The following is a 26,031-nucleotide window of genomic DNA, read 5'->3' on the forward strand; positions in this document are numbered from 1 at the left end:
TTCAGGAAAGAAAAAGGTTGCAATAACTCCTATTAACGAACCAATCGCTGAGGCTAATGGTTCGAAATCTCGATCGTAATATAGCCATACACTCGTCACAATTAATAATGTGACTGTCAGAAACTTCAGAAATAAACGCACATTTCCTCCGGTGAAATAAATATGTCCCTGATATAAGCGCTTGATTTGCAAACAGTCTTGTTTACAACTCTAGTCATATTCTTTGCCCCCCAGCATCGTATATCACAATCATACCAGAGGTCGCTCGGCAACGGCATATTTTAAAAGAAAAGGGGTCAGAGCCGAATTAATTTGGAAGGAATTGATTTCGACCATTGTTTGATTGCTCTTTTAGTATATTCATGGGTCAGTAAGTCTATGGTCAAGCTCCATTTGAGAAATTCTAAAATAGCCTTTACCTGCTCTGTAGTACATTCATATTTAAACCCAGCATTGCTGGATTTTGATCTTCCAAGTTCCGAAAGTGCAGATATTGTACCGTCAATTACTATATTTCCGTCCGAATGATCATGATTCAAACACCAAGCCATATAGGATGGTAATATCAAAAACACATCGCCATTTAAATCGAATAATGGTTCAGAATTAGAAGATATTATCTCATCCGAAATAGGCTCAGTAATTTCAAAGATGTTTAATAGGTCCTTGCTATTCATTGTTAGAAGTTCTCTGTCTTTCTCTAATTAGCTATCTTCACTCTTACTCAATTTTATCTTTTATCCATTTTCTTACCTTTCCAGTACAGACATGAGCCACTCCACCATTTGCAATAAGGTAGCTGACTACATCGCCACTGTTTTTACTCAGTGCGCAGTCGAGAGGCGTATACCCGTTGTCACCTTCTGCATTAATTTCTACGCCCCCTTGCACTAATAACTTGATTGCGGCGAGATCAGAACGCCATGCAGCTATATGCAGGCAGCTGTCACCACAAGCTAACTGATGAGTTAATGGATTAAACTCTGATAATGGTGCGTCAACATCATTTAGCAAAATATGATCCTCATGAACGTCTGCTAGAAGATGTTGTAGTTTTATAAATTCCAAGTGGCTTAGCGTCAAAATAGTTAACTCCCTGCTTTCCTTATTTGAAAATTGTAGCAAAGACCGGCGGTTCATGTATGAAATGAGTAGATAACAGACATCAACCATCTTAGATGTCCGTGTCTTACATCGGTTCTTCAAAGTCCGTTTCGGCTTAGATATTCATCGTTTGGTGATCCGACTTGATACTTATTTCGGATGTATCAACATTGCCTCTTACTGATTTTGATACACACATAAAAAGCCCTGCCTCAAAAAGGAGAGCAGGGCCGTTTTTATTTTCAGTGGTATCGAGGGCCGGAATCCCGGTCGTTTTTTAAAAACAGAGGTTTAGGCCGGAGATGCGGGATTTATATGTCATCTTTGAATGAAAATATTGGATGTTAATTGGGTGCTATTCGCCCTATTCAGTCATTTGGACAATAGACCCGAAAAAGCCTTTTGTAACTCTATCAACCAACTTTTTGCCAAGGTTACATCGTTTATCATTGATTTCTTAAATAATTGTCAGACTAGTTATTACAAACCAGCTAGCCTCTAAACTTTATCAAAGAATCATAAGCATATTCGGACAAGCAAATGAAATGGACAATCGTGTTTGGTGTCTTATTGATGGTTTATCTAAACAATGCCTCTTGGTTAAGGGACGTACCTGACGGGGCGGTGCGTTTACTTGCCCATAGGGGGGTGCATCAAACTTACTCTAAGGAAAATTTAGATCGGCATGAAGGCTGTACCGCTGATCGTATCGATCCGCCACAACATGCGTTTTTGGAAAACACGATAGCTTCGATTCACGAGGCTTTTGCTTACGGTGCCGACATAGTCGAAATCGATATCCACCCTACAATCGATGAAAAGTTCGCTGTGTTTCATGATTGGAAAATTGATTGTAGAACCAATGGTACAGGCAAAACCCGAGACCATTCGCTGACCTATTTACAGAGCTTGGACATAGGTTTCGGATATACGAGCGATGGCGGTAAGACTTACCCATTTAGGGGCAAGGGCGTTGGCAAACTACCGAGTTTAACCGAGATTTTGGAGCGATTCCCTAAACAGAAATTTCTAGTAAATATTAAAAGTAACAGTATTTCAGAAGCTAAGTTAATCAACCAATTTTTAGATGATCGCCCAAACGAAGATTTAAGAAGGCTTTGGTTCTATGGTGGTCAGAAGCCAACATCACGTTTGTTGCAGTTAAAATTCGAACTCAGAGGTTTTACTAGGTCATCAGTTAAAAAGTGTGCTATTCACTATGAACTCATTGGCTGGACAGGCTATGTTCCAAAAGCATGCCACAATACTATAGTTGTAATTCCAGAGGGGTATGCGCCGTATTTTTGGGGCTGGCCACGGCTCTTTACACGCCGTATGCAGGATGTTGGTACTGAGATTATTCTTGTGGGTCAAACCGAAGTTCACCTTGACGGTATTGATAGCCCGAAACGCGTCGCTGAATTGGGTAAGGACTATCGCGGTATCCTATGGACGGATAATATCGAGCAAGTCGGCACTAAGGCAAAGGTAAATTAGGTAATAGCGATTTCGCAGCCTTTTGACGTACCTAGGGCGCGTATTGAATTTTGAGTGACCGCTTCGTGTATATCTAATTCACTCATTTCTTACGACTATCTAGCTGTCTAAAATAACAAACAGAAAAAGGCCTGCCTCGAAAAAGAGAGCAGGGCTTTTTTTATTTCCAGTGGTACGAGGGCCGGAACCCCAAATTTTTTGAAAACAGTGCTTTAGGATCGAAATGCGTCATATGTGCGTCATGATTGAGCAAAAGTTATCGAAAAATTTCAGGCATTAGCATGACCGCTATTTGCTCTTATCGGTCATCTACCTCGGCCTCATAAACTACAAAATTATAGGTATTTCCAATGGCTGTGGCTGCCAATTAATTAGAGGAATTGAGAATTCACCATTTTCGTAGAGTGTAGTATTGTCACTATTACAAAATGGGCTATTTTCAGTATAAATCATATGCTCATGCTCAAGTGATACTTTAATTGGAAGCATCACCTTTTTGTCATTAATGATTTCGTAGAACTTATGTCTGCAGTAACCACCTTCGAAATCGGATTCAAAGAAGTAATCTCTATTTTCTTGGGGGGTGAAAAAACCAAAAAAACTACACTGCTTTCCCTCTTGCACGGTACTTCTTTGGAACGCAAACTCTAGATTAGGCCTTATATAATTCCTTGCAATAGGGTTTCTGTTTGCGTCTTGAAGCATGAGTCTTCCAGTACAGTTCTTTGCGTCTTTGAAAGTTATAGCTCCACTTGGTAGAAAAGTAATTGTAGATTTATTCATGCCTTCATACTGGGTGTATGGGCTTAGTCTTAAAGCACTACAGGCCTGTAAGCAAGTCAAACATATAAAGATAATGCTAATTTTTGTAAGGTTCACTGATTTGCTCCCTTTGTTAAGTTTTTTGACATATTAGAGTCGTTATACACATTGGGCCGACCGTATAGATCGCGAGTGCCTCGAATGAGTTTATAGCAGTCACCTATCTCCGACTACCCTCGAGTTTATATCGATTCTTGACGGTGCATTTTCTGCTTAGATATTGGTGAATTGGAGAAGTTGCTAGATATTTATCTCGGATTATCCAATATTGCTCTCACCGATTGGGATGTAAGCATAAAAAAGCCCTGTCTCAATAAAGAGAACAGGGCATTTTTTATTTCCAGTGGTACCGAGGGCCGGAATCGAACCGGCACTCCCGTGAAGGAACCGGATTTTGAATCCGGCGCGTCTACCAGTTCCGCCACCCCGGCGTCTCACTGGAGGCGGGATTATAATCCCGCTTGAATTAGTATTTCAATGCTTATTTTAATTTATTTACCCAAACCGCTTATCTGCAACAAATGGGTTGGTTTTTCGTTCATGCCCAAAGGTGGACATTGGGCCATGTCCGGGGATGAAATCAATGTTGTCGCCGAGCGGAAAAAGCCGGTTCCGAATAGAGTCAACTAGGTCTTTCTGATTGCCTTTCGGAAAGTCTGAACGGCCTATCGACCCCTGAAATAGCACGTCTCCTACTGCGGCGAAATTGGCTGTTCGTTCCACAAACACAACGTGTCCGGGCGTGTGACCAGGGCAGTGAACTACTTCGAAGGACAGGTTGCCCAGCGCTACCACGTCTCCGTGATCTAGCCATTGGTCTGGGGTGAACGTGTCGCCATCAAAACCAAACTGAGCACATTGTTCCGGAAGAAGGTCTATCCAAAACTGATCATCTTTATGAGGCCCAATGATGGGCACACCATTTAGCCTTGCCAGTTCGGCGGTGCCTCCAGCGTGGTCAAGATGTGCGTGTGTAATTAGGATTTTGTCCAATTCGAGCTTGTTCGACTCTATGAATTCGCGAATTCGTGGAATTTCCCCTCCAGGATCTACTACGGCAGCTAGATTGGTTTCGGAGCACCAAATGACACTGCAGTTTTGTTGAAACGGCGTAACTGGGATAATTTTGTAGTGTAAAGCCATGGTAGCGAAAATGTTTAGTTACTAAATTTAGGTGACGTTAAGCGCTTAACCATTACTAGGGTCGTTTCGCACTTCAATCGTCAGTTCGACAGACTCTCCCGTATCGAGCATTAACGTGACCGGTACTTTGCTGCCCATTGGTAGTGGTTCTTTGGGCCCCATAAGCATCATATGTATGCCCATTGGAGCCAAAGTGACCGATTCACCCGATGCCACCTTTAGGCCGTCCAAATGGTTCATGCTGGCGACCCCGTCTTCGATGACCGTTTCATGAATCATGCTCATATTGAACAGTGTGCTTTCTACACTCGTAATGTTCAGAGGAGTCTTACGATTGTTCCTAATGGTGAGGTAACCGGCCATGCTAACGGCACTTGGGGGCGCGGGACGAATCCATGCGTTGATGAATTCTATATCTTGTTTGCTATTGCTGTCGTGTTCCAACTTAGCGGACTCGGACGCGGAGTCATTTACCGCTTTCTCAGGCTGGTCTAACGTTGAACTCTTTTGAGTGCTAAGAATATGCTTTCCTAATTTGCTTAAGTCTGCGGACAGAGTTTCTCTGTCGTGCGGAACGCCCATGAAACCTGCAAACTCGCCTTCTGGATTTACCAAAATTAGCCCGGCGCTATGATCGACGTCGTAATTGCCGTCGGCCAGTATTTCCTTTTTGAAAAACAAGACGCCTAAGTTTTTCGCGAACTTGGTGATGTAATCTAATTCGCCTGTCAGGCCGATAAAGTCCGGATCAAAGAATGGAACGTATTGCTTTAGGCGTTCAGGCGTGTCGCGCTCAGGGTCGACTGATACCATCGCCAATTGAAAGGGGGACCATGCGTTGGCGGTTACTAGGTCTTGTTTAACCTGTTTGAGGGTCAAAAGTGTGTTTGGACAAATGTCTGGACAGTTAGTAAATGCGAAGAACAAAATGGTCCAATTGTCTTTGAGATTTTGCTGCGTAAATGGGGCGCCATTGTGATCTATCAACGACACTTCGCCTAACGATTTGGGCGTTGGCATAATCAATAATTTTTCAAATTTCGGCATCTTTGCCGGTGTATTAAAGGACTGTTGCGATATCACTCCAATGACGATTGCAATGGCGGCTATCGCAATGAACAGCAAAGAAGATTTGCCCGTTTGATGTTTGAAAAGAGCATTGTGTGAGCGAAAAGCGGTCGGGAGTATTTTACGTTGGATTTTCATGAAAGATCAGGACCTACATAGTAATTGATCGACAGGCTCAGCAAAGTGAGTAGCCTTATTTAACGAGCTGGATTATAGCGATAATTGAGGTTGAATCCTGTGATTGAAGATCAATTTGGTTATTAATCATGCGAATTGTTAAATGAAAAAAGAACATTGCATCTATAATCGCTCGATACCATGAACTTGGAGGCCAGCCCTGTCTGTACCTCCGTCTGCGATCTACAAAATGACTGACGTTAATTTCTATCTAGACAAGCTCAATTCCCAGTCTTATGCCTTTGGTTTGCCACTCGTCACCGGGCGTGTGAAAGCGCGACCAGCCGACTTTCGGGTTATTGAGGTGATGGATGTGGAGCCGAGCGGCGAAGGAGAGCACTTTTGGCTAGATATATCCAAAATAGGTTTGAGCAGTGAACGAGTAGCGAAATCTTTAGCTCGACACTCGGGGGTAGCCTATAGGGATGTTGGCTACTCAGGTATGAAAGATGTTAATGCCGATACGAGACAGTGGTTCAGCGTTTGGATGCCAAAGCAATTGGGCTTTGATTGGTCCGAGTTTGAGATGAATGAAGTGACTGTTCACTCCATTCATAAACATAATAGAAAACTTAAGCGAGGCACTCATAAAGCAAACGAGTTTCGTTTGAAAGTAGTTGATCTAACTGGCGATATCGAGTCTTTAGAAGAGAGGCTTTCGATTATCGCCGGGTGCGGAGTACCTAATTATTTTGGAGAGCAACGGTTTGGCTACGGCGCTAATAACCTTACTAAGGCTCAAGGGCTATTTGATCAAGGAAGAAAAATTAAGGACCGTCAATTGAGGAGTGTCGTTTTATCTTCTGCTAGGTCTTTTCTGTTCAATGAAGTGCTGTCGCTCCGGGTTAAGAATGGCACTTGGAACGCATTTTATGATGGTGAACCGGCCTCTTTAAATGGAACGAATTCGGTATTTCAAACTGATGGCGAACTTGATAATGAGCAAAGACTGAAGTCACTGGACATACACCCAACGGCGCCAATGTGGGGAAGAGGGCATGAAAAGCAAACTGAGCACTATTCTGAATTAGCAGAGATGGAATCCGAGGTGATGAAAGAGTATGAGGTTTTTACTCAAGGCTTGGAGAAGCACGGTTTGGATTATCAGAGGCGCGCTACAAGAAGTGTGCCTAACGCGTTACAATACCGTATTGAGGGTGATGCATTGGAACTCTGTTTTTCGTTGCAAAAGGGTCAGTTTGCAACGTCGGTCTTAAGAGAGCTTGTTCGTCAGGGTTGATCCACATCTGTTTTAATCAATATTGATATCCATTGTGACTGAGAAAGCTAAACAAAGATCTTATACAGAGTCTGATTTTCATATTACTCACTTGCCGCACCTTGATTCGGCCGAGCTGTTTTCTTCGATTGTTGATGAGCCGTGGGCTATGTTCTTTGATTCGGGCGCTCTGGTGCACGATGGAGAGCCGAGTTCGTGGGCTCGATTCGATGTACTTGCAATGTGCCCTGACTCCACCTTGGTATTCAATGGTGAAGTGACTCAGTATCGTTTAGGTGGAAATGATCTGCGACTTTATGGAGATCCTCTGGCTTTATTGCAGACCGCCATACCCGACTGCGAATCTTCCATTAAAGGCGCGTATTTACCCGGTGCGTATGGGTACTTTTCTTATGATTTGGCTCGTCAGTTTGAAGCCATACCTAATTTGGCCGATGATGACGAAAATTTACCGCAGATGGCCATGGGTATTTACTCCGTCATTTTGGTGGTTGACCACAAACGTCGAAAAAGTAAGTTGATACGGCTTGGAGACTCACCGACGTCTGTAGAATTGGAAGCGAGGTGGCTCAAACTGGTGCTAGAACATCAGGAAGAGCTCCTTGAACGAGAAGTAGAGCTAATTCAAGGATTCGATGCATTACCTACGCTTGAGCCTGAGAATTTTACTTTGGGGGCGACCGATCTGAACGAGAGTTTAAATTGGGATCAATATCAATTGGCCTTTGCAAAGGTGAGGCAGTACACCAAAAACGGGGATTGTTATCAGGTTAACCTGACAAAACGGTTCGAGGCGGAAACAGAGACTGATGCATGGGACGCTTATCGATCTCTGAGGACTAACAGTCCAGCACCTTATGGATGCTTTATGAACCTGCCGTTTGCGCAGATTCTATCAAACTCGCCCGAACGGTTTGTTCAGTGCCGAGATAACAAAGTGAAAACGAGCCCCATTAAGGGTACTCGAGCCAGAAATCATGATGACCCTGTTCTGGATCGAGAGATTGCGGAAGAGTTGAAGGTCAGTGAGAAGGATCGAGCGGAAAACTTAATGATTGTTGATTTGATGCGTAACGACCTCAGCCGAGCCTGCGAGTTAGGGAGTGTTAAGGTTCCTAACTTATTTGCGCTGCATAGTTTTGCTAACGTGCACCACCTTATAAGTACGGTAACCGGTGTGCTGCGCAACGGGTTACATGCGCTTGATTTACTTAGATGTTGCTTTCCTGGTGGGTCGATTACCGGGGCTCCTAAAATACGCTCCATGGAAATTATTGAAGAGTTGGAACCAACCCGGCGAGGTTTGTATTGCGGAGCTGTTGGGTACATTGGCGTGGACGGAAATATGGAAACCAATATAGCGATTCGAACAATCGTGATCAAAGACGGTGTCGCTCGATTTTCTGCCGGTGGTGGGCTGGTTATTGATTCTGATGTGGAAGATGAGTATCAAGAGCTGATAGACAAAGCCAGTATGATGACCGCCACTGTGTTGGGGAATTGATTTTTTTGGTGTTAAATTTAGGGTTTATTTTTTAGGCATTTTGTTAAACATTCTGGGTTGTGGTGCTAATTTTTGTGCCAAGCCCTTGTTTTGTTTCAGGTCTGCCAGTAGTTTTAAGTTATGGTTCAAGTCGCAATCAAAGCACTCTCAGAAATGGAGCTCCCCGCCAGTCATGTTGATGATTGGCTGGAGAGAATCGCCAATGGGCGTTCGATTAAAGACCTAAAGCGCATCGGGTCGGCCACCAGCTTTGCGATACAGGCGCACGATGGGCAGAAAAGAGCGTCTGGTGAGGACTACGTAAATCATACGTTCGCGGTAGCGGCTATCGTCCACGAGCTCGGTTTGGATTCGGACGTGGTTATTGCCGCGCTATTGCACGACACGGTTGAAGATACGGACGTCACGTTGGATCAGATCAGCAAAGAGTTTGGTTCTGACGTAGCGAATATGGTAGACGGTGTAACGAAGATGGAGGTCATTCAAGAGTTTGCTGAAATATCAGATGGAAAATCCAAACAAATAGCCAAAGCAGAGAGCCTTAGGAAGATGATGCTGGCCATGGTTGATGATGTGCGGGTGGTTTTGGTGAAGCTTTGTGATCGCTTGCATAACATGCGGACCTTAGGTGCTGTTCGTGTGGATAAGCAAAAAAGGATCGCTGCTGAGACATTGGAGATTTTCTCGCCATTGGCCAATCGTTTAGGAGTGTGGCAAGTAAAATGGGAGCTTGAAGATCTTTCATTTCGATATATGCAGCCAGACACATACAAAAAGATTGCGAATAAATTATCTGAAAGAAGAATTGATCGACAACAATATATTGATCAGTTTATTCAGGAGCTTTCAGACGCACTGGTAGGGAAGGGCATATCCGCGGAAATTAAGGGCAGACCAAAACACATTTACAGCATTTGGAACAAAATGCAAAAGAAAGGTCTGGAGTTTGAACAGCTATTCGATGTTCGCGCGGTCAGAATTTTAGTAGACAGTGTTGAAGAATGTTATACCGTTCTTGGTGCAATCCACACCCAATTCAAATTCATTAAGGGCGAATTTGATGACTACATTGCGACGCCTAAGGAGAACAATTACCGTTCGATTCACACCGCGGTCATTGGTCCCAGAGGGCGTGTGGTGGAGGTTCAAATTAGGACTCATGAAATGCATGAGTACAACGAGCTTGGTATCGCTGCGCACTGGAGATACAAAGAAGGTACTCATGACAATGATGCCGCTGTCAACAATAAGATTTTGTGGCTGCGCCAGCTACTCGAGTGGAAGGATGAGGTCGCCGATGCCAATGAATTTGTTGATCGTGTAAAGGACGAAGTCTTTGAAGACAGAATCTATGTTTTTAGCCCGAAAGGTAAGGTCGTTGATTTAGGTGCAGGCAGTACCCCTATTGATTTTGCGTACGCGATTCATACCGAAATAGGTCATCGGTGTCGTGGTGCTAAAGTCAATGGCAAAATGGTGCCACTTACGTACCGATTATTGACGGGCGAACAGGTAGATATTCAGACCGTCAAATCTGGTGGACCAAGTCTTGACTGGTTAGATCCTCATAAGGGTTACGTCATGAGCCGCCGTGCGCGGTCTAGAATTCAGCATTGGTTTCGACACGAAAATAGGGATGAAACCATCAGTCATGGCCGGAGCGTGCTTGAAAGAGAGCTCGATCGCATGAATGTTGGTCAAGTTAATCTAGAGCATTTAGCGAAGCAGTTGGGCGTGGAAGACAGCGACGAATTGTTTTTTAAAATCGTTGACGGCTCTATCAAGCCTGGACGAGCTACAATGATCGCTCAGAGGATATTAAAGCCCCAAGAAGACGAAGATGACGACCAATTAGAGGTCAACTTTCGCAGTACTAAGCCAAGTAATATTGAGCCAGCCGCACCAGCGGACTTAACCATACTGGGCGTTAGCGATTTGATGACAAGTTTGGCCAAATGTTGTCAGCCTGTGCCGGGTGATCGAGTCCTTGGGTTTGTGACCCGCGGTACGGGGATCACCATTCATCGTCGGCAGTGCCCGAATATTTTGTATCAACAAAACACCGCCAGTGAGCGGGTGGTAGAGGTCAATTGGGGCCAGGCTGATGAGCGAACGTACCCCATGACCGTTTTGTTGCACGCGTTTGACCGCAAAGGGTTGCTGCGCGATATTTCTACGGTCATGGCCGACGAGAAAGTAAATGTGCTAGAAATGAGCACACGAACAGACCGTAAAGACCATACCGTTCAAATGGAAGCTATTGTGGAAGTTGCTTCGATCGAAGCCATGAGCAAATTACTTGCTAAACTCGATCAGTTGCCGAATATTCTTTCTGTAAAAAGAAAGGTTTAGGGCTCGACCTGAGTGATGGCTAGGAAACCGTTATTTTCGAGCCGTTAATGCCTACTTTGAAATACCTACTTTGAAAGAATTTCTTCAAACAGTCCGTAATAGATATGTTCGCTAAAACCTTCACGCACATTGACGGTTGAGTTTGTCAGCTGACGAGCAAGGTTATCAACGCCGTCCTTCGATATTCTATTGTCTTCCGTTCCCCACCATATTTCGACGGGCACGGTCACCTTGGATAAGTCAGCTTTTCGAGGGGAAATACAAAACACCATGTCATGCGAAATTCCATCGATGGTTTGGCTGGCGCCTTCTTTGAAGCAATTAACCATCAAGTTCAGAGTTGAATCGAGAGTGTGATTCGCTTGGAACAACTTTCTTTCTTCAGATCCTAGGCTTTTATCAAGCATACTTCTGTAATGGGTACCCAAATTCATTGTTACGCTCTTAAGCCAAAGTTCGTATATTTCTCTGGCGAACCGTTTAGATGCTCTGACCAATCTAACTGACGGAGCAAAAATGCCCACCAGATAGTCCATGTCTTTACGGCTGTTTACGAATACCGGGGACGCGAGATGAATTCTTTTTAATCTGTCATCGGCCTCGACGGCATGCAACAGGGCAAATACGGAGCCCATGACGGCCCCCAATACTTCGTAGCTTTCTAGGTTTAACGCGTCGATGAACTCGCCAAAGCATTCGGTCCATGATTCTGGGTGACCTTTTTTAAAGGGCGTCAGACCGGTGCCAGAGCGATCTGGAATAATTAATCGCTTATTTTCTCGATGAAGAATTTCATCGCAATTTTCTGGGACCATCATTCTGCAGCCATAACCATTGTGACACACAACAATCGGTGTGCCATTGGCTGGGCCATATTCGCGATAGGCGATACTTAACCCATTTTTTAGGGTTATAAATTTGTCCTCTGTACCTGAGTTGACGATGCCGCCAAGACCAGACGAGGGATCAAAGTATGAATCCAATACCTGAGATTCATGCGTAAGTGCGATGCGAATAATGTCCGCTTGCGATTTACTGTCGGTTTTTCGGAACAGAGATTTTAAATGAGTCTTTACGGTATTTTCGGAAACAAAAAGCTCCGCAGCGGCCTCTTTTACATTTCGCCCGTGAATCAATTTTAGTAACACATTCTGCTCTTTCTCTGTTAGCTCGTACTGAGCGACGAATTCAGAGTTTAGCAGTTCTTGTTGTCGACCTTGGTCAAGCACCAGTAAAAGTAAAAAACCCGAACCTTCTCGCGCGCCTTCACCGCGATTATTAATTGATCTTAGGTAAATTTGATCATTATTTTGGTCGAACGCCTTCAACGCCATCAAATTGCTTTGCTTTGCTGGCTCGATTGAACTCGTGGCTTCTTTTACGAGTAGCTTTAGCGATGGCTTAAGTGTCTGCGTATCTTTGGCTGAATTAGGGTCAAGAACCTCTTTGAACAGCTCGCTGGCATTTTGATTGTGATAAATCGGGCTGAGGTCTTCATCAAGAATGATCATCTTGAATCGACTTTCGTTGAGCAGGGTGTTGAACGCCGTCAGAGCATCATTGGTGCCACGAATTCGACTTAATATTTGGTCTCCTACCTCTAATTCCGAAAAGTTAGCTGGGTCTTCGAAAGAATCCGTTTCATCCAGAATTTGGTGCATGATGTCGATGTAATCGTCATGCCACTTATCTGGTTTACCGATAATTCGGTAAATTAAGGTGCTAAATCTTGAATTCTCCATACCCTGATATCGTAATAGTTGTCGATAGACTTTTTTGTTATTGCTACGAGTGCATTGCAAATAAAAGACGACCAAAGCCACGCTGGCTGATTCTAGTATCCGTCTTAATTACGCCGAAATCCACCGAAGATTGAGTCAAAAGTAGTTGAAGCGAATTTAGCAAAATGCTTGGCTAACCCTTCCTACCCAAGGGTTTAATACCTGTTTCTTGTGTAAAACGTCATAATAGTCAGTAACGTGATTATTGGCAATGCGTGTTTTAGTTCAATCGTCATTTACACGCTTTATTCCGATGATAGGGTAAAGGCTTCTGGCCACGAAACGTCATTTTTAGTACACTCCACGCAGATTTTCAAAGCATTATTTCATCTGAGGAAATACCATGAAACAACCTGTTCGCGTCACCGTAACTGGTGCAGCTGGCCAAATCAGCTACGCTCTTTTATTCCGTATCGCGTCCGGCGCGATGTTAGGTCAAGATCAACCTGTGATTTTACAACTATTAGAAATCACTCCGGCCATGGGAGCCCTAGAGGGCGTGGTAATGGAATTGAACGATTGTGCGTTCCCGTTACTTCAAGAAGTAATCATCTCTGATGATCCAGAGGTGGCTTTTAAAGATACAGATTATGCACTGCTTGTTGGTGCTCGTCCTCGAGGTCCTGGCATGGAGCGTAAGGACCTTTTAGAAGCTAACGCAGCTATTTTCTCTGTTCAGGGTAAAGCAATGAACAAAGTGGCTAGTCGTGATATTAAGGTATTGGTGGTGGGAAATCCTGCGAACACCAATGCGTTGATTGCTTCAGCTAATGCACCGGATCTAGACGCTGGCCAATTTACGGCGATGACGCGTTTAGATCATAATCGTGCGCTTAGCCAATTGGCTGAAAAGACTGGGGCACATACGACAAGCATCAAACGGATGACTATTTGGGGTAATCACTCGAATACTCAGTACCCTGATATCTCTAACGCCACCGTTAATGGCGATGCTGCTTCGGGTTTGGTTGACCAAGCTTGGTTAGAAGACGATTTTATTCCAACGGTTCAAGAGCGTGGAGCCGCCATCATCAAGGCACGCGGCGCCTCAAGTGCGGCTTCAGCCGCTGCGGCGGCCATAGACCATATGCGTACTTGGGCTTTGGGAACAGGCGAGGGTGACTGGGTGAGCATGGCAATTCCTAGTGACGGCAGCTATGAGATCGAGCCAGGTATCATGTACTCTTACCCTGTAACGTGTAAAGACGGGAAGTACGAGATTGTTCAAGGCCTGGAAATATCTGATTTTAGTCGCGAAAGAATGAACGTGACGGAAGATGAGTTACGCCAAGAGCGAGCGGCAATCGAGCATCTTCTTGGATAAATAGACATCCAGAGATGAATGGGCTTATTGCTTATTGTCTCTGTGTTTGGATTTAAAAATGCCCCAACTTTCTAAATGAGAAGTCGGGGCATTTTTGGTTTCTGGGGTATCTTTCGTTGCTGACTTTAGTCGGCGTACGATGCGTTCACCGCTGTAATAGCCGCCCCCGGCGTTAGCTCAACACCCTGACCTAGCAAGGCCGCTTCCAAGGATGTGATGCAAAGCCGAACGTTTTCTGGTCTAGAGCTGTAACCCATTAGCCCAATTCGCCATACCTTACCTGCCAGTTGCCCTAGGCCGGCACCGATTTCGAGGCTATAATCCTCAAGCAGTTGTTTTCGTACTAGGGCTTCGTCAACACCGTCTGGTATGGAGACAGCATTCAATTGAGGTAATCGATCTTGTTCGTTTACGATTAAGCTCAAACCCATGGCTTCCAATCCTGCTTTTAACGCAGTATGGTTTGATGTGTGTCTCGCCCAGCTGTTCTCGAGTCCTTCGTCTTTGAGTATTGTCAATGATTCATGCAGAGCATAAATCGCATTTACAGGGGCAGTATGATGATAGGAGCGCTGCGTGCCTTCTCCCCAGTACCCCATGACCAAATTCATATCGAGGAACCAACTTTGGACAGGCGTCTTTCTTTCCTTAATAGCCGCTTGAGCTCGCGGGCTGAATGTAACCGGCGAAATTCCTGGCACACATGACAGGCACTTTTGTGTTCCGCTGTACACCGCGTCAGCTCCCCAACCATCGACATCAACGTTGATTCCGCCCAACCCCGTCACCGTATCGACAATACTGAGCATATTATTTTCACTTGCCAACTGGCAAAGAGTCTGGGCGTTGCTTTGAACGCCAGTTGACGTTTCCGCGTGGACAAACGCTAATGCTTTCGCATCGGGGTGTGTGGCGATTGCAGCCTCTACTTTATCAATGCTGATGGCGGTTCCCCAAGCATCTTCAACCATGACCGCTTGCGCACCAATGCGCTCTACATTCTCTTTCATGCGCATTCCGAAAACGCCGTTTTGACAGACAATGACGGTATCTCCAGCGTCTATTAAATTGACGAAGCAAGCCTCCATACCGGCGGATCCGGGGGCGGAAACTGGAAGAGTTAACTCATTTTTGGTGCGGAACGCATATTGAAGCAATGCCTTGGTTTCGTCCATCAATTGAATGAACATCGGATCAAGGTGTCCGATGGTGGGGCGCGCTAGGGCCTCACTGATTCGTGGATTGACGTCGGAAGGGCCTGGCCCCATCAAGGTTCTAACTGGTGGGTGAAAGCTCATATTTTTTAACCTATATGCTGTCTAACGTAGTGCTAATAGGCGTAAATAATATCGTGTTTTGGCTATTGAGCAGGCACTAAAGCAGTGTTATTCACTATGAATTTTATGAATGTGCATAGTCAGTGGGGCAGTAATCTAGTTGCGTCCAGTGCCTATTTGCGCTTTTTACGGCGATAATAATCACCCAAAAGCATTTCAAACTGTATGCCAAATCTGAGAGCGTGTTTGTATGACCTTTGGGATTTGCGTTGTCGTTCCCAACGCCGATCAAGTCCAATCTCCATGTACAACCAGTCACGAAGGATTGGTTGAATGTAAGTCAGGGTGACACCAAATTCTGGGACGGTGACCTCATTTTCGGCTTCGCCACGAATGTAGACGCTTGAGGAAATACCCTTTTTCTGAGTGAATGAGTGATGCCATCTCGTGTCGGCGAACCATTCTAACTGCTCAGCTTCTTCAGTATATTTGACGCTGCCGTGAGTAACCAAAATATCGTTATCCCCCAAAAGCTTTGTGTAATCGGCGGTGCTACTGACTCCGAACCCGTCTTGATCTCGCCAAAATACGGTTTGAGCTGTCTTCCAAAAGCTGTTCTCACTTAAAGGTATTAAGTATCGATGAGCCACCTTTGCGTAAGGTTTTACCCCACTACTAAGTTTGGCTCCGACTGAAAAATCCCACCCGTTCGATTCGGCGTTTGGTCCTCTGTAACCGAGTCCAACTAGCCACTCACTGTCGTCGTCGTCGCTTGAGCGGAGCCCCACGTTATTTAGTCGATCTTCATTTACCTCGGTGTTTGAGATGTAACTGTCTTCTTCAACCTTACCGAAAAATGCGTTAAATCGCTTGCTTACATTGGGCAGGTCAGTTTTGATTCTGACTCTGAGACGAGGATCTAAACCTTCAACCTCATCCTCTCTAAACCCCAACGAAATCTTTCCCCGAAATTCCTCACCATTGAACTGTTCTTGGTTTCCAAATAATGCGTCAACCCAACCAGCGGTATTGCATAGGCGGGTGTGGGTAGAGGCGCGGACGCGATCTACCAATTCATTAGATTCTGCGGGTACTTTACATCGAAAGTCTTTTTCCTTCCTTTCATCAGCGTTTGGTGTCCGATTGGCTCCAAGCTCGGTTGGTAGGCTCGTTGTCTCTTGCGCGTGACACAGGGTGGCGATTGAGCCGCTCAGTAATAGAAAACTGAAAATCGCTAATTTCGTTCTTGGCAATCTTATCCCCATGATGGCTTAATGCGTGTCGTTATTATTTTTATTTTGGAGCAGTCATTATTTTATACAAAGACGAAAAAAAGTGTCATTGTTTTAATTACATCCAAGTCCTATTTAATGAGATGCGTCCAGAGACCTTTGCCCACAGACCTTAAAGTATCGTTATTTGACCGACTTTAAAAGTGACCGGTCGGTTAAAAATCGTCAAATGATTCGTCAGTAAAGTATCGATCATAGTCGATGCTCTTAGATAGAAGCTCTCCTGAAACAAGTGATTGCACGTCTTTCTCAACTTTTTTAAGAAATTCGAGCTGCTCATTGCGGGTCGCGGCGGTTCTCATTGCGCTTCCCCATGTTGCAATATTAGTACTGTTGATTTTTCTAACGCCATTTTCTTGAGCCCATTCATTCGCTATATCGACACCCAGATCAACCATCCGGTCGGAAACTTGCTTTCGCAGATCGGTGTTTTGAATAGAGTTGATGTACCTTGATGAGGCTCTCAGCCAGCCATTAGGGTAAAGCGTTGTTCCTTGATAAAATTTTTTGACCCATCCTAAGTGGTATTCGATTTGTTCATCGCTGACGCTGCTCAAGTTTCGTTTCATTAAGTAGCCTGAAACGAACAATTGCCGCTCGGGCATCTCGGGCGGCCATTGTTGCTTTAAATCGTAGGTTTGGCAGGCGCTAAGGCTCAATACCGCGGACAAAAGAATTAACAATTTCAAGGTCGAATTGATATTCGAAAATGAGTAGGCGTTGCAGTTCTTAATGAAAATAGGGGCTCGGCTAGAAAACATTGTTAATTGTTTGTTTTTCGTATGAATTGAATTGTTTTATGGGTGTTCTGTGAGTAATAATCGCGCTGCCTTAAATAAGCATGAAACAACTACGACTCGAACGCAGAATTCTAACAGGCATAGAAACTTCATTTTGTCTGGTATATGACCTTTTTTTGTCCAGAAGCTAGCCAATTTGTAAAGATTCGTTATAAATACGCAACATTTGTTGAGAAAAACGAAGCTTCAGTGTCTAATTGACAATAGCAAAACACATTTATATTACAAATAAACGTGCGCTAGCCAAGAAGTTTCTTTCAAATGCATTGTCCTTTGCTTAGCAAACTATAGGGGTTGGCTGAGTTTGTGAACAATAAGATTCGCGTTCGGTCATTTTGGTGAGTGCATACGGTCAAGTAAATTTAGAAACGGGGTTAAAAATTGGATCTTCGAAAAAGACGCAGCCAAGAGAAATTGCAGTTGGCACTCGCGCATCATCTGCAGAATAAGACGATTGATGAAATTACCATAGGTGAACTGACGAAAACGGCTGGCGTAAGTCGGCAGACGTTTTACTCAAACTTTGATAGCAAACAGTCAATACTATTGAATCGAATTCAAATGGTATTCGAAAAGGCTTGGACAAAGACCGAAGCCTTAATTCAGAGTACTGAAGTTGGCCGTGAGGAATTCGTTGAGGTCAGTGTACGGAATTTATTGGAGGAGTGCGACCGAGACAGAGTCTTAATGCGCGCTGCGTTTACCGGCCAAGCTGGTATTCAATGCCTTTCATTGTTAAAGACGTTGGTTTCTAAGTTGATCTCGGAGCGAATCTTGTTCCAATTCAATCATAATTTTACGACTCAGCAGCTCGATACTATTGCCGATTTTTACGCTGGCGGTATTATTGGCTCTATCCAGGGATGGCTTTTAGATGAGCCGTTGACCAAGGATATCTCATCGGTTGCTAGGCAAATTGGGCGTGTTATTCCACATGGCTTAGATGGCTACGTGAAGAAAACCGCCTAGTAGAGCTCTGAATCACATGGAGTCTACTAGCTGAATTTTTCTAGTAGAAAGTTTTAGAAAACGGGGCCCCTGAGGCCCTGTTTTTTTGTCCGCTTAAATCTTAGTTGGGTATTTTCAAACAATGATCGAAGGTAATATTGAATCACTGCTGGCGTTGGCAAAGCAATCAGCTCTGGATGCGGGCGATTTTATTCAGGAAGGGGCGAGTCGTAGATCCACGTTAAACGTTGAAGAAAAGGGCATGCATGATTACGTATCGGAGATCGACAGAGGTGCCGAAGAGATTGTTCGTCGTCACATTCGATCTCACTTCCCAGACCACAATATATTAGGAGAAGAGTTTGGTACCTCTAAGGGCTCGGGTTCTGACTACCAATGGATTATTGACCCATTAGATGGGACAACTAACTTTGTTCGAGGTATTCCTCACTACGCTGTTTCGATAGCGGTTCAGTATCGGAGTGAGATTGTGGTAGGTGTCGTCTACGACCCTGTTAAGCGGGAGCTGTTTAGCTCTGTAAAAGGCGAAGGTTCTCAGTTAAATGATGTGTCAATTCAAGCGTCAGGGATACCTCATATTCGTGGTGCTCTATTAGCAACTGGTGTGCCATTCAGCGGTGAGCAACTCCGTGATATCAGCAAGTTCACAGAAACAATGGTGTCATTGCTAAATGAGCAAACTTCGGGTATCCGCAGGCTTGGCGCTGCGGCATTGGATCTGGCTTATGTTGCTGCTGGGCGCTACGATGGCTTTTGGGAGGCAAGTCTCAAACCTTGGGACATAGCCGCGGGCACGTTACTTGTAAGGGAAGCCGGCGGTATCGTGACTAATTTTGATGGCCAGAATGATTGCTTATCGTGCGGCAATATTGTCGCCGCAACCTCGGGCGCACACTCGGCAATGTTGCGATCGGTGCAAAAGTCGTACACATCCGTTTAGGCGTAGTTGAGTTTATTTTCGGTCGGGGCGATAGGAGTATTGTTGCTTACGTTTAGTTGATAAATAAAAAGCCGCTCTGATTAGAGCGGCCTCAATAATTTGTTGTTCTAGCAATCGGAGTGAGGCTAGTGCGCTGGCTTTCTGATGGCCCAACATTGCGCGGTGTTCTTTGGTTTAAGTCGGGTCGGACTGGTCTAGTGATCAACAATTTCGTTGAAAGCAACTAGACCAAGCAATACGACTGTTACTAAGATCATGATTTCCATAATAGCACCTGTAAATTACAGTAATATGTTAAAAGTCTTGTTCTAAAACCTGTTTCAATTATTAGATTTTAAGAACTTCGTTAAGAGGCGTTGCCTCCTGATGTGTGTAATATGCAGTCCTTTTGCTTAGATTTAAAATGGTTAAATCTCATGCTAGAAATAACCAAAGGTTATGTTAAGGTTCTATTGCATGCACTTAGAGTAATTGTCCATTATCTGGTGATATTGATGTGAAAATTCTTTGTTTTTAATACTTTAGGTAATATGGATATAAAAAAAGCCTCTGAATGAGAGGCTTTTTTATTGGGTGGAAGGGCCGTTTTTACGCTCTTTCTTGAATCGGTGGAACTTTTCTGTGTTCTGGGCCAATGTATTCTGCGCTCGGCCGTATGATTCGGTTATTTGCCCTTTGTTCAAATGCGTGCGCGGCCCAACCTGTCACACGGCTCATCACAAAGATTGGAGTAAAAAGACCCGTTGGTATTCCCATGAAGTTATACGCCGACGCATGAAAAAAGTCGGCATTACAGAACATGCCTTTTTCGCGTTTCATCACTTCTTCACATCGAACGGAAACCGGGTAGAGCGTTTTATCTCCGACTTCGTTAGCCAATTTTTCCGACCATTTTTTAATGATGGCGTTACGTGGATCACGTTCTTTATAAACCGCGTGACCAAAGCCCATGATCAACTCTTTTTTACTAAGCTTTTCTAAAATGGCTTGCTCAGCTTCATCGGCGCTGCTCCATTGTTCAATCATTTCCATTGCGGCTTCGTTTGCACCTCCATGCAAAGGCCCTCTGAGGGTACCAATTGCACCGGTGATCACCGAGTGAATATCGGTGAGAGTTGAGGCAGCAACGCGACCATTGAAGGTTGAAGCATTAAATTCGTGTTCGGCATAAAGAATCAGAGAAACATTCATGACTTGTTCATGCAGTTGCGTTGGCTTCTCACCATGCAGCATATGAAGAAAGTGGCCGCCTATGGTTTCTGCGTTGGTATCAGTACTTGTTTGAATCCCATCTCGGGTAAAACGATACCAGTAGACCACGATGGCGGGAAGTAGAGCGAGAATACGATCAACATGATCTTCTTGCTCTGAAAAGTCATTCTCTTGCTCGATGTTGCCAAGCAGTGAAACCCCTGTGCGCATGACATCCATCGGATGAGCGCTCGCTGGAATGAGCTCCAGGCCCTGTTTAAGAGCGTCGGGTAATGTACGTAGCTGAGATAGCTTTTGTTGATACCCGTCCAGCTCTGATTGGTTTGGTAGACGCCCTTTGAGAATCAGATAAGCGACTTCTTCAAAAATGCAATTATCGGCTAGATCATCAACGTCGTACCCGCGGTAGTTTAGTCCTGAGCCTTGCGTGCCCACTGTACATAAGGCTGTTTGCCCTGCCACTTGACCTCTTAATCCTGCCCCGGTCAGTTTTTTGTCGCTTGCCATGATTGATTCCTCTTATGATTGTTCGCTGTTTTTATTTTGCGAAAAAAGTTTGTCTAGAGTCTCTTCGTACTCGTGGTAGTTCAAATAGTCGTACAGCTCCATGCGTGTTTGCATGTGCTCCACCATGTTTTTTTGGTGACCTTGCTCTAGTACATCGCGATACACCATCTCTGCGGCCTTGTTCATTGCTCTCGTGGCTGTTAACGGGTAAAGCACCATATTGACGCCGTGTTCAGCAAGTTCTTGTATGTCAAATAACGGAGTCATACCAAATTCCGTCATGTTAGCAAGCAGTGGCGAATCAATCGCTTTGTTGTAGGCAGAGTACTGTTCTAGATCAGCCATGGCTTCAGCAAAAATCCCATCTGCACCGGCTTCGATATACGCGCCTGCTCGGTCGATCGATGCTTGTAAACCTTCAATCGCGTACGAGTCTGTTCTTGCTAGAATGAAAAAGTCGTCATCCGTCTTGGCGTCTACTGCTGCTTTGATACGGTCAACCATTTCACTCAAGCTGACTATTTCCTTATTGGGTCTGTGGCCGCATCTTTTTTGCGCCACCTGATCTTCTATGTGTACTGCGGCTACCCCAGCTCGAATCGATTCCTTGATGGTTCTTGCTATATTAAAAGCACCTCCCCAGCCTGTATCGATGTCGATCATTAAGGGAGTATCCACGACTGACGTGATCCGTCTCGCGTCATCTAATACATCGTTCATGCTGGTCATGCCTAAGTCTGGCAATCCATACGACGCATTAGCGCAGGCGCCACCTGAGATGTATATCGCCTTGTGGCCAATTTTTGTGGCCATTAATGCAGTGTAGGCATTAATCGTGCCCATGATTTGCAGAGGTCTGTGCGCATTAAGCGCCTCTCTAAAACGTTTGCCTGCTGACATGACTATGGTTTCCATGACTATGGTTTCTCCGTTGTGAGGTACGTTCTGATGGATTCTTTTGCGCGAGAGATATGCCGTCGCATGAGCATTTCAGCTAGCGCCGAATCGCGGTTTTCAATCGCGTAGATGAGTTGTTCGTGCTCAACAAGTGCTCGATTGGATCTTGCTTTAAAGCGGCTTGTTTGAAAGCGAAACATCCTTATAAGGTGGTACAGTTCGTTGCATAGCTGTTGAGTCAGCAGGGCGTTACCACTGCCTTTGATTATCAGATAGTGAAAATCAAAATCGCCTTCCGCTTGCATGTACTCGCCAGAATTGTCTTGGTAATGTTGGCGGTGTAACTCTAAAAGCTGTTTCAGCTCGCCAATGCCTTCTTCGCTCATGTGTGTAGCGGCGAGACTGGCAGCCATGCCTTCAAGAGCCTCCCTCACCTCATAGAGTTCGATTACTCGATTTACCTCTAGGGGAATTACTGACGCACCCACGTGCGGTTTGTGCTCAACTAATCCCATGGATACTAGGCGCCTGATTGCTTCTCTAAGAGGACCACGACTGACGCTATGTTGTTTTGCTAGCTTTGGCTCGTTTAGCTTCTCACCGGGTAAAATTTGACCGGTTACGATTGCCTCACGCAATGCTATTGTTGTTTGCCCGCTAAGCGTATTGTCCTCAGAATTAGATGTCGCCGGTGGTGAGCTTTGTTTGATCTCGTTCATGCGACCGAAGTCTGCCAATATATGGCTTTATTGTCAACAATTTGGCCATTTTTTGGCGGTTTTGTGCCGTACTAGTACAATAAATTATGAGATTGTATACAAAACTACTGTAGTAACCTTAAAACAGAATTCAATAACACAGCCCGTGTTTTGCGTTTTCCTGGTTTTTTAGATATTGCGAATTGCAGCACGCAGCCTGAAATGATTTGTGCCAAAACAGAGTAATGTAGACGGTCATCCGAGTTGTATTGATCTAATTCGCCTCTTGATTGAGCTTTTTGCAGTATCTTCCCAAGCAAGCGGGCGTACGGCGCTCTAAATTGTTTAGAGGTGCGTTCAAGGTCTTCGGGCTTGTTAACAACGTGAGAGGCAAGCTCAAGATAGCCACCCAAAACGTTAGGACGATGCATGGCTTCAATGGACATATCGATAAACATCGCTAGATCGGTCTCTAACGAGCCGGTGTTAGGAACTGACCATTCTGAGACATTAGGCAGTATCGCTTCCTCGACTATTCGGCTTATGTCTCCATCCCACCAATTGTAGAGGACATTCCGCGACACGCCGGCACGAGTTGATATGGCTTTTATAGACAGAGAGCGGTACCCATTCTCTTCTACTAATTCTCGCGCAGCTTGCAATATGGCTTGGTATTTACTGCTCTCTTTTCGTGGTCGTGTTTTTTTACTCGATGAACTTAGTTTACTGCTCAAGGTGGACCTAATGTATAGCATTGCTGATTCTTATGAAATTCTAACAGCGAATGCTGAGATTTAGAATAACTATCAACGAGGTGATTACCGTATATTCGTCGTGTTTAATTGACTTGCTTGTAGCAAACAAGTAAATTTCGCTTAAGAAAAATCAATCCAAAGGCACGCAGCCGTTATGGCCGATTACAAAGCACCTGTCTCAGAAGTCTCATTCGTCATGAATGATTTATTGAACATCAACTCTCTTACTGACATTCCTGACTTTGCTGAGGCAACTCCAGAGTTAGTTTCCGCAGTTATCGAGGAAGCCGGAAAGTTTGCGGCCGATGTTTTTGCACCGATAAATCGAACGGGCGATGTAAAACATAGTCGCGCTGTGAATGGCGAAGTAATCACAGCGCCTGGTTTTAAGGAAGCGTATCAACACTTTGTCGAAAACGGATGGTTGAGTTTAGCTCAAGATCCTAATTACGGTGGTCAAGGGTTGCCTTTTACCGTGCATATGGCCGCCAGCGAATTCTGGAACAGCGCCAATACGGCGATGGCCCTATGTCCTATGCTGACGGCCGGGGCGATTGACGCTTTGGCTGCTCACGCGACGGATGAAATGAGAGGCATCTATATGCCTAAGCTGATTTCAGGCGAATGGACAGGGACCATGAATTTAACTGAACCACACGCTGGTTCAGATCTCTCGAGCCTTAAGACCAAAGCCACAGCGAATGGTGATCATTTTTTAATCAAAGGTCAGAAAATATTCATCACTTGGGGTGAGCACGACATGACCGAGAACATCGTTCATGTTGTATTAGCGCCACTTGATACCGCACCCTCAGGTGTTAAGGGGCTGTCTCTGTTTTTGGTTCCAAAGTACTTGGTCAACGAAGACGGAAGCTTGGGTGAAAAAAATGACGTGCGCGTTGTCTCTACCGAGGAGAAATTAGGGATTAATGGCAGTCCTACCTGCGTAATGAGCTTCGGTGACAATTCAGGCGCAGTCGGTTACATGATCGGTGAGCCAGGCCAAGGTCTAAATTGCATGTTTACGCTAATGAATCATGCGCGTTTGGAGGTTGGTTTGGAAGGGGTTGGTTTGTCGGAAAGGGCCTACCAAGATGCATTAGATTACGCACAGCAGAGAGTTCAGGGCAGGTCTGCTTCGACGGGTGAGTCCACCGCTATCATTGGTCACGCAGACGTGCAACGCATGTTAATGCAAATGAAATCGATGATTGATGCGATGAGAGCATTGTGTTTTGACGCATCAATGTCGCACGATTTACGCGGTCACGCATTGACCGATGACGAAAAAAATTATCATTCCACTCGGTTTGCTTTGTTGACACCGATCACTAAAGCTTGGTGCACGGAACTTGTAAACGAAGTGACCTCTTTAGGAATTCAAGTTCATGGAGGAATGGGATTTATCGAAGAGACTGGCGTGGCACAGCATTATCGAGATGCTCGTATCACTTCGATTTATGAAGGTACGAATGCCATACAGGCAAATGACTTGGTAGGTCGCAAGCTGATTCGAGACGGCGGTGCTGGCTTTGTCTCTCTGATGGCTGAGATGGATGCAACACTGGAGGGTCTAGACTCAAGTCTTTCTTATGTAAAGCAGTTTATTCGTGCGAAGGATGAACTTAAAGAAAGTGTGGATTTTATTTTGAAAACCAGTGGAGCAAACCCGGATTTTGAAGGAGCGATAGCGTATAACTTTTTGATGCAGATGGGATACGTTTTGGGTGCTTGGTACCACGTAAGAAGCGCCGAAGTTGCTAAGGGCTCTTTAGCGGCTAACGATGGCGACGCTCAATTTCTACAAAATAAGGTTTTATCAGCTCGCTTTTACTGCAGTCAAATGTTACCGCGAGCAGCGGCGTTTGCCGGTGCTGTGGTGGAAGGCGCTGAAATCGGATGTGAGCTCAACGCGGCTTCATTTTCTTCGTGATTTGAGATCGGCTTTGAATCACCAGATCTCTCAGAAAGCTTCGGTTCCGGCTGAACTGCGTACTACGTCTAAGCAGGGTAAACCTGGTAGAACGCAGGCTCAAAGAACGGAGCTTTCTGATCAAAAGATGTTTGACACAACCGTTCGCTTGATTGTTGAAAAAGGGCCGGAAAACACACGACTTACAGACGTCGGTATAGATGCCGGGTACAGTCGAGGGTTAGCGAGTAATCGCTTTGGAAACAAAGACAAGCTATTCAATTTCGTCGTATTGAGATTGGGTGATATTTGGTTGCAGCAGCTCAAGCAAGCGACGGTAAACAAGACGGGAGTTCAGGCAATAGAATGCGCTATTGAACAGCATTATCAATTTTGCGTTGATGCGCCTGATTACGTTTATACCTTTTATACCTTGTGGTTCGAATCAGTTAATTCAGCTTCTGAGTTAAGTCGAACGATTCAGAGCATTCACCAGCGCCGCTTTCAAGATGTTGTTAATTGGATTGTTAATGATCCCAACATAAGTACGTCGGCTAAGCGCGATGCCGATTCGATTGCAGCGCAATTTAGCGCGAGCGTGATCGGCATTGTCTACTATTGGTTGTCTAATCCAAAAAAATTACATGAAACCAAACGGCTACACGATGGATTGGCGAATACGATGCGTCGCCTAATTGAAATTTAGTATTGAAACATAAGTGCTCTTAACGAAGTGTCTTCGTGGGAGTCTATTAGTTAA

22 protein-coding genes and 1 tRNA gene are annotated in these 26,031 nt (G+C 44.8%); 9 read left to right on the plus strand and 14 right to left on the minus strand.

Going from position 1 to position 26,031, the window contains the following annotated elements:
* Positions 1–296: 296 nt before the first annotated feature.
* Positions 297–677, minus strand: a complete 381-nt coding sequence (locus tag ABWW54_RS04360) for a hypothetical protein (protein WP_353410539.1) — start codon at positions 675–677, stop codon at positions 297–299.
* 43 nt (positions 678–720) lie between these two features.
* Entirely contained in the window at positions 721–1,014 is a 294-nt protein-coding gene (locus ABWW54_RS04365; protein WP_353410541.1) for an ankyrin repeat domain-containing protein, read from the minus strand.
* A gap of 630 nt (positions 1,015–1,644) precedes the next feature.
* Here ABWW54_RS04365 and ABWW54_RS04370 point away from each other — a divergent pair.
* The gene (locus ABWW54_RS04370; RefSeq protein ID WP_353410543.1) at positions 1,645–2,601 is read left to right on the plus strand and encodes a glycerophosphodiester phosphodiesterase family protein; all 957 of its coding nucleotides are present in this window, start codon (positions 1,645–1,647) and stop codon (positions 2,599–2,601) included.
* A gap of 327 nt (positions 2,602–2,928) precedes the next feature.
* Here the strand turns inward: ABWW54_RS04370 and ABWW54_RS04375 are convergent, their stop codons facing one another.
* The 4 genes from ABWW54_RS04375 to ABWW54_RS04390 form a co-directional block, all read right to left on the minus strand.
* A complete protein-coding gene (locus ABWW54_RS04375) occupies positions 2,929–3,384 on the minus strand; it encodes a hypothetical protein (RefSeq protein ID WP_353410545.1) in 456 nt (151 codons plus the stop codon).
* 383 nt (positions 3,385–3,767) lie between these two features.
* Positions 3,768–3,854 (minus strand) — tRNA-Leu (locus tag ABWW54_RS04380).
* A 64-nt stretch (positions 3,855–3,918) separates the two neighbouring features.
* Positions 3,919–4,566 (minus strand): MBL fold metallo-hydrolase, encoded by a 648-nt coding sequence (locus ABWW54_RS04385; protein ID WP_353410547.1) that lies wholly within the window; start codon positions 4,564–4,566, stop codon positions 3,919–3,921.
* A 45-nt stretch (positions 4,567–4,611) separates the two neighbouring features.
* Positions 4,612–5,772, minus strand: a complete 1,161-nt coding sequence (locus ABWW54_RS04390; RefSeq protein ID WP_353410549.1) for an SCO family protein — start codon at positions 5,770–5,772, stop codon at positions 4,612–4,614.
* A gap of 229 nt (positions 5,773–6,001) precedes the next feature.
* Here ABWW54_RS04390 and truD point away from each other — a divergent pair, with 229 nt between their 5' ends.
* The 3 genes from truD (at position 6,002) to relA (ending at position 10,907) form a co-directional block, all read left to right on the plus strand.
* Entirely contained in the window at positions 6,002–7,051 is a 1,050-nt protein-coding gene (truD, locus tag ABWW54_RS04395; protein WP_353410551.1) for a tRNA pseudouridine(13) synthase TruD, read from the plus strand.
* A 34-nt stretch (positions 7,052–7,085) separates the two neighbouring features.
* Positions 7,086–8,555: an aminodeoxychorismate synthase component I gene (gene pabB / locus ABWW54_RS04400; protein WP_353410553.1), complete on the plus strand. Its 1,470-nt coding sequence runs from the start codon at positions 7,086–7,088 to the stop codon at positions 8,553–8,555.
* A 120-nt stretch (positions 8,556–8,675) separates the two neighbouring features.
* Positions 8,676–10,907: a GTP diphosphokinase gene (relA, locus tag ABWW54_RS04405; protein ID WP_353410555.1), complete on the plus strand. Its 2,232-nt coding sequence runs from the start codon at positions 8,676–8,678 to the stop codon at positions 10,905–10,907.
* 65 nt (positions 10,908–10,972) lie between these two features.
* On the opposite strand, the gene ABWW54_RS04410 is transcribed toward relA, so the two are convergent.
* Entirely contained in the window at positions 10,973–12,649 is a 1,677-nt protein-coding gene (locus tag ABWW54_RS04410) for a bifunctional helix-turn-helix transcriptional regulator/alpha/beta hydrolase (protein WP_353410557.1), read from the minus strand.
* Between the two features lie 382 nt (positions 12,650–13,031).
* On the opposite strand from ABWW54_RS04410, the gene ABWW54_RS04415 reads away from it, so the two are divergent.
* Positions 13,032–14,012 (plus strand): malate dehydrogenase, encoded by a 981-nt coding sequence (locus ABWW54_RS04415; protein WP_353410559.1) that lies wholly within the window; start codon positions 13,032–13,034, stop codon positions 14,010–14,012.
* Positions 14,013–14,137: 125 nt separating this feature from the next.
* Here ABWW54_RS04415 and ABWW54_RS04420 read toward each other — a convergent pair whose 3' ends face one another.
* The 3 genes from ABWW54_RS04420 to ABWW54_RS04430 all read right to left on the minus strand — a co-directional run bounded on the left by ABWW54_RS04420 (position 14,138) and on the right by ABWW54_RS04430 (position 17,342).
* Entirely contained in the window at positions 14,138–15,310 is a 1,173-nt protein-coding gene (locus tag ABWW54_RS04420; RefSeq protein ID WP_353410561.1) for a pyridoxal-phosphate-dependent aminotransferase family protein, read from the minus strand.
* 152 nt (positions 15,311–15,462) lie between these two features.
* Positions 15,463–16,542, minus strand: a complete 1,080-nt coding sequence (locus ABWW54_RS04425; RefSeq protein WP_353410563.1) for a hypothetical protein — start codon at positions 16,540–16,542, stop codon at positions 15,463–15,465.
* 194 nt (positions 16,543–16,736) lie between these two features.
* The gene (locus tag ABWW54_RS04430) at positions 16,737–17,342 is read right to left on the minus strand and encodes a hypothetical protein (protein WP_353410565.1); all 606 of its coding nucleotides are present in this window, start codon (positions 17,340–17,342) and stop codon (positions 16,737–16,739) included.
* 420 nt (positions 17,343–17,762) lie between these two features.
* Between ABWW54_RS04430 and ABWW54_RS04435 the strand changes: the two genes are divergently transcribed.
* Positions 17,763–18,350, plus strand: coding sequence for a TetR/AcrR family transcriptional regulator (locus ABWW54_RS04435; protein ID WP_353410567.1), 588 nt, complete (start codon positions 17,763–17,765; stop codon positions 18,348–18,350).
* Between the two features lie 121 nt (positions 18,351–18,471).
* On the plus strand, positions 18,472–19,290 hold the full coding sequence (locus ABWW54_RS04440; protein WP_353410569.1) for an inositol monophosphatase family protein: 819 nt from the start codon (positions 18,472–18,474) through the stop codon (positions 19,288–19,290).
* Positions 19,291–19,878: 588 nt separating this feature from the next.
* Here ABWW54_RS04440 and prpC read toward each other — a convergent pair.
* From prpC to ABWW54_RS04460, 4 genes are all read right to left on the minus strand, one after another.
* Positions 19,879–21,009: a bifunctional 2-methylcitrate synthase/citrate synthase gene (gene prpC / locus ABWW54_RS04445; RefSeq protein ID WP_353410571.1), complete on the minus strand. Its 1,131-nt coding sequence runs from the start codon at positions 21,007–21,009 to the stop codon at positions 19,879–19,881.
* 12 nt (positions 21,010–21,021) lie between these two features.
* Entirely contained in the window at positions 21,022–21,909 is an 888-nt protein-coding gene (gene prpB / locus ABWW54_RS04450) for a methylisocitrate lyase (protein WP_353411593.1), read from the minus strand.
* A gap of 17 nt (positions 21,910–21,926) precedes the next feature.
* On the minus strand, positions 21,927–22,625 hold the full coding sequence (locus ABWW54_RS04455) for a GntR family transcriptional regulator (RefSeq protein ID WP_353410573.1): 699 nt from the start codon (positions 22,623–22,625) through the stop codon (positions 21,927–21,929).
* A 104-nt stretch (positions 22,626–22,729) separates the two neighbouring features.
* Positions 22,730–23,359: a TetR/AcrR family transcriptional regulator gene (locus tag ABWW54_RS04460; RefSeq protein ID WP_353410575.1), complete on the minus strand. Its 630-nt coding sequence runs from the start codon at positions 23,357–23,359 to the stop codon at positions 22,730–22,732.
* A 154-nt stretch (positions 23,360–23,513) separates the two neighbouring features.
* Here ABWW54_RS04460 and ABWW54_RS04465 point away from each other — a divergent pair, with 154 nt between their 5' ends.
* Together ABWW54_RS04465 and ABWW54_RS04470 are read left to right on the plus strand one after the other, a co-directional pair.
* Positions 23,514–25,292, plus strand: coding sequence for an acyl-CoA dehydrogenase (locus ABWW54_RS04465; protein WP_353410577.1), 1,779 nt, complete (start codon positions 23,514–23,516; stop codon positions 25,290–25,292).
* A 13-nt stretch (positions 25,293–25,305) separates the two neighbouring features.
* Positions 25,306–25,977: a TetR/AcrR family transcriptional regulator gene (locus ABWW54_RS04470; protein WP_353410579.1), complete on the plus strand. Its 672-nt coding sequence runs from the start codon at positions 25,306–25,308 to the stop codon at positions 25,975–25,977.
* Positions 25,978–26,031 lie beyond the last annotated feature (54 nt).

It is taken from the genome of Arenicella sp. 4NH20-0111 (genome assembly GCF_040366405.1).
In the GTDB taxonomy this organism is placed as follows: domain Bacteria; phylum Pseudomonadota; class Gammaproteobacteria; order Arenicellales; family Arenicellaceae; genus Arenicella.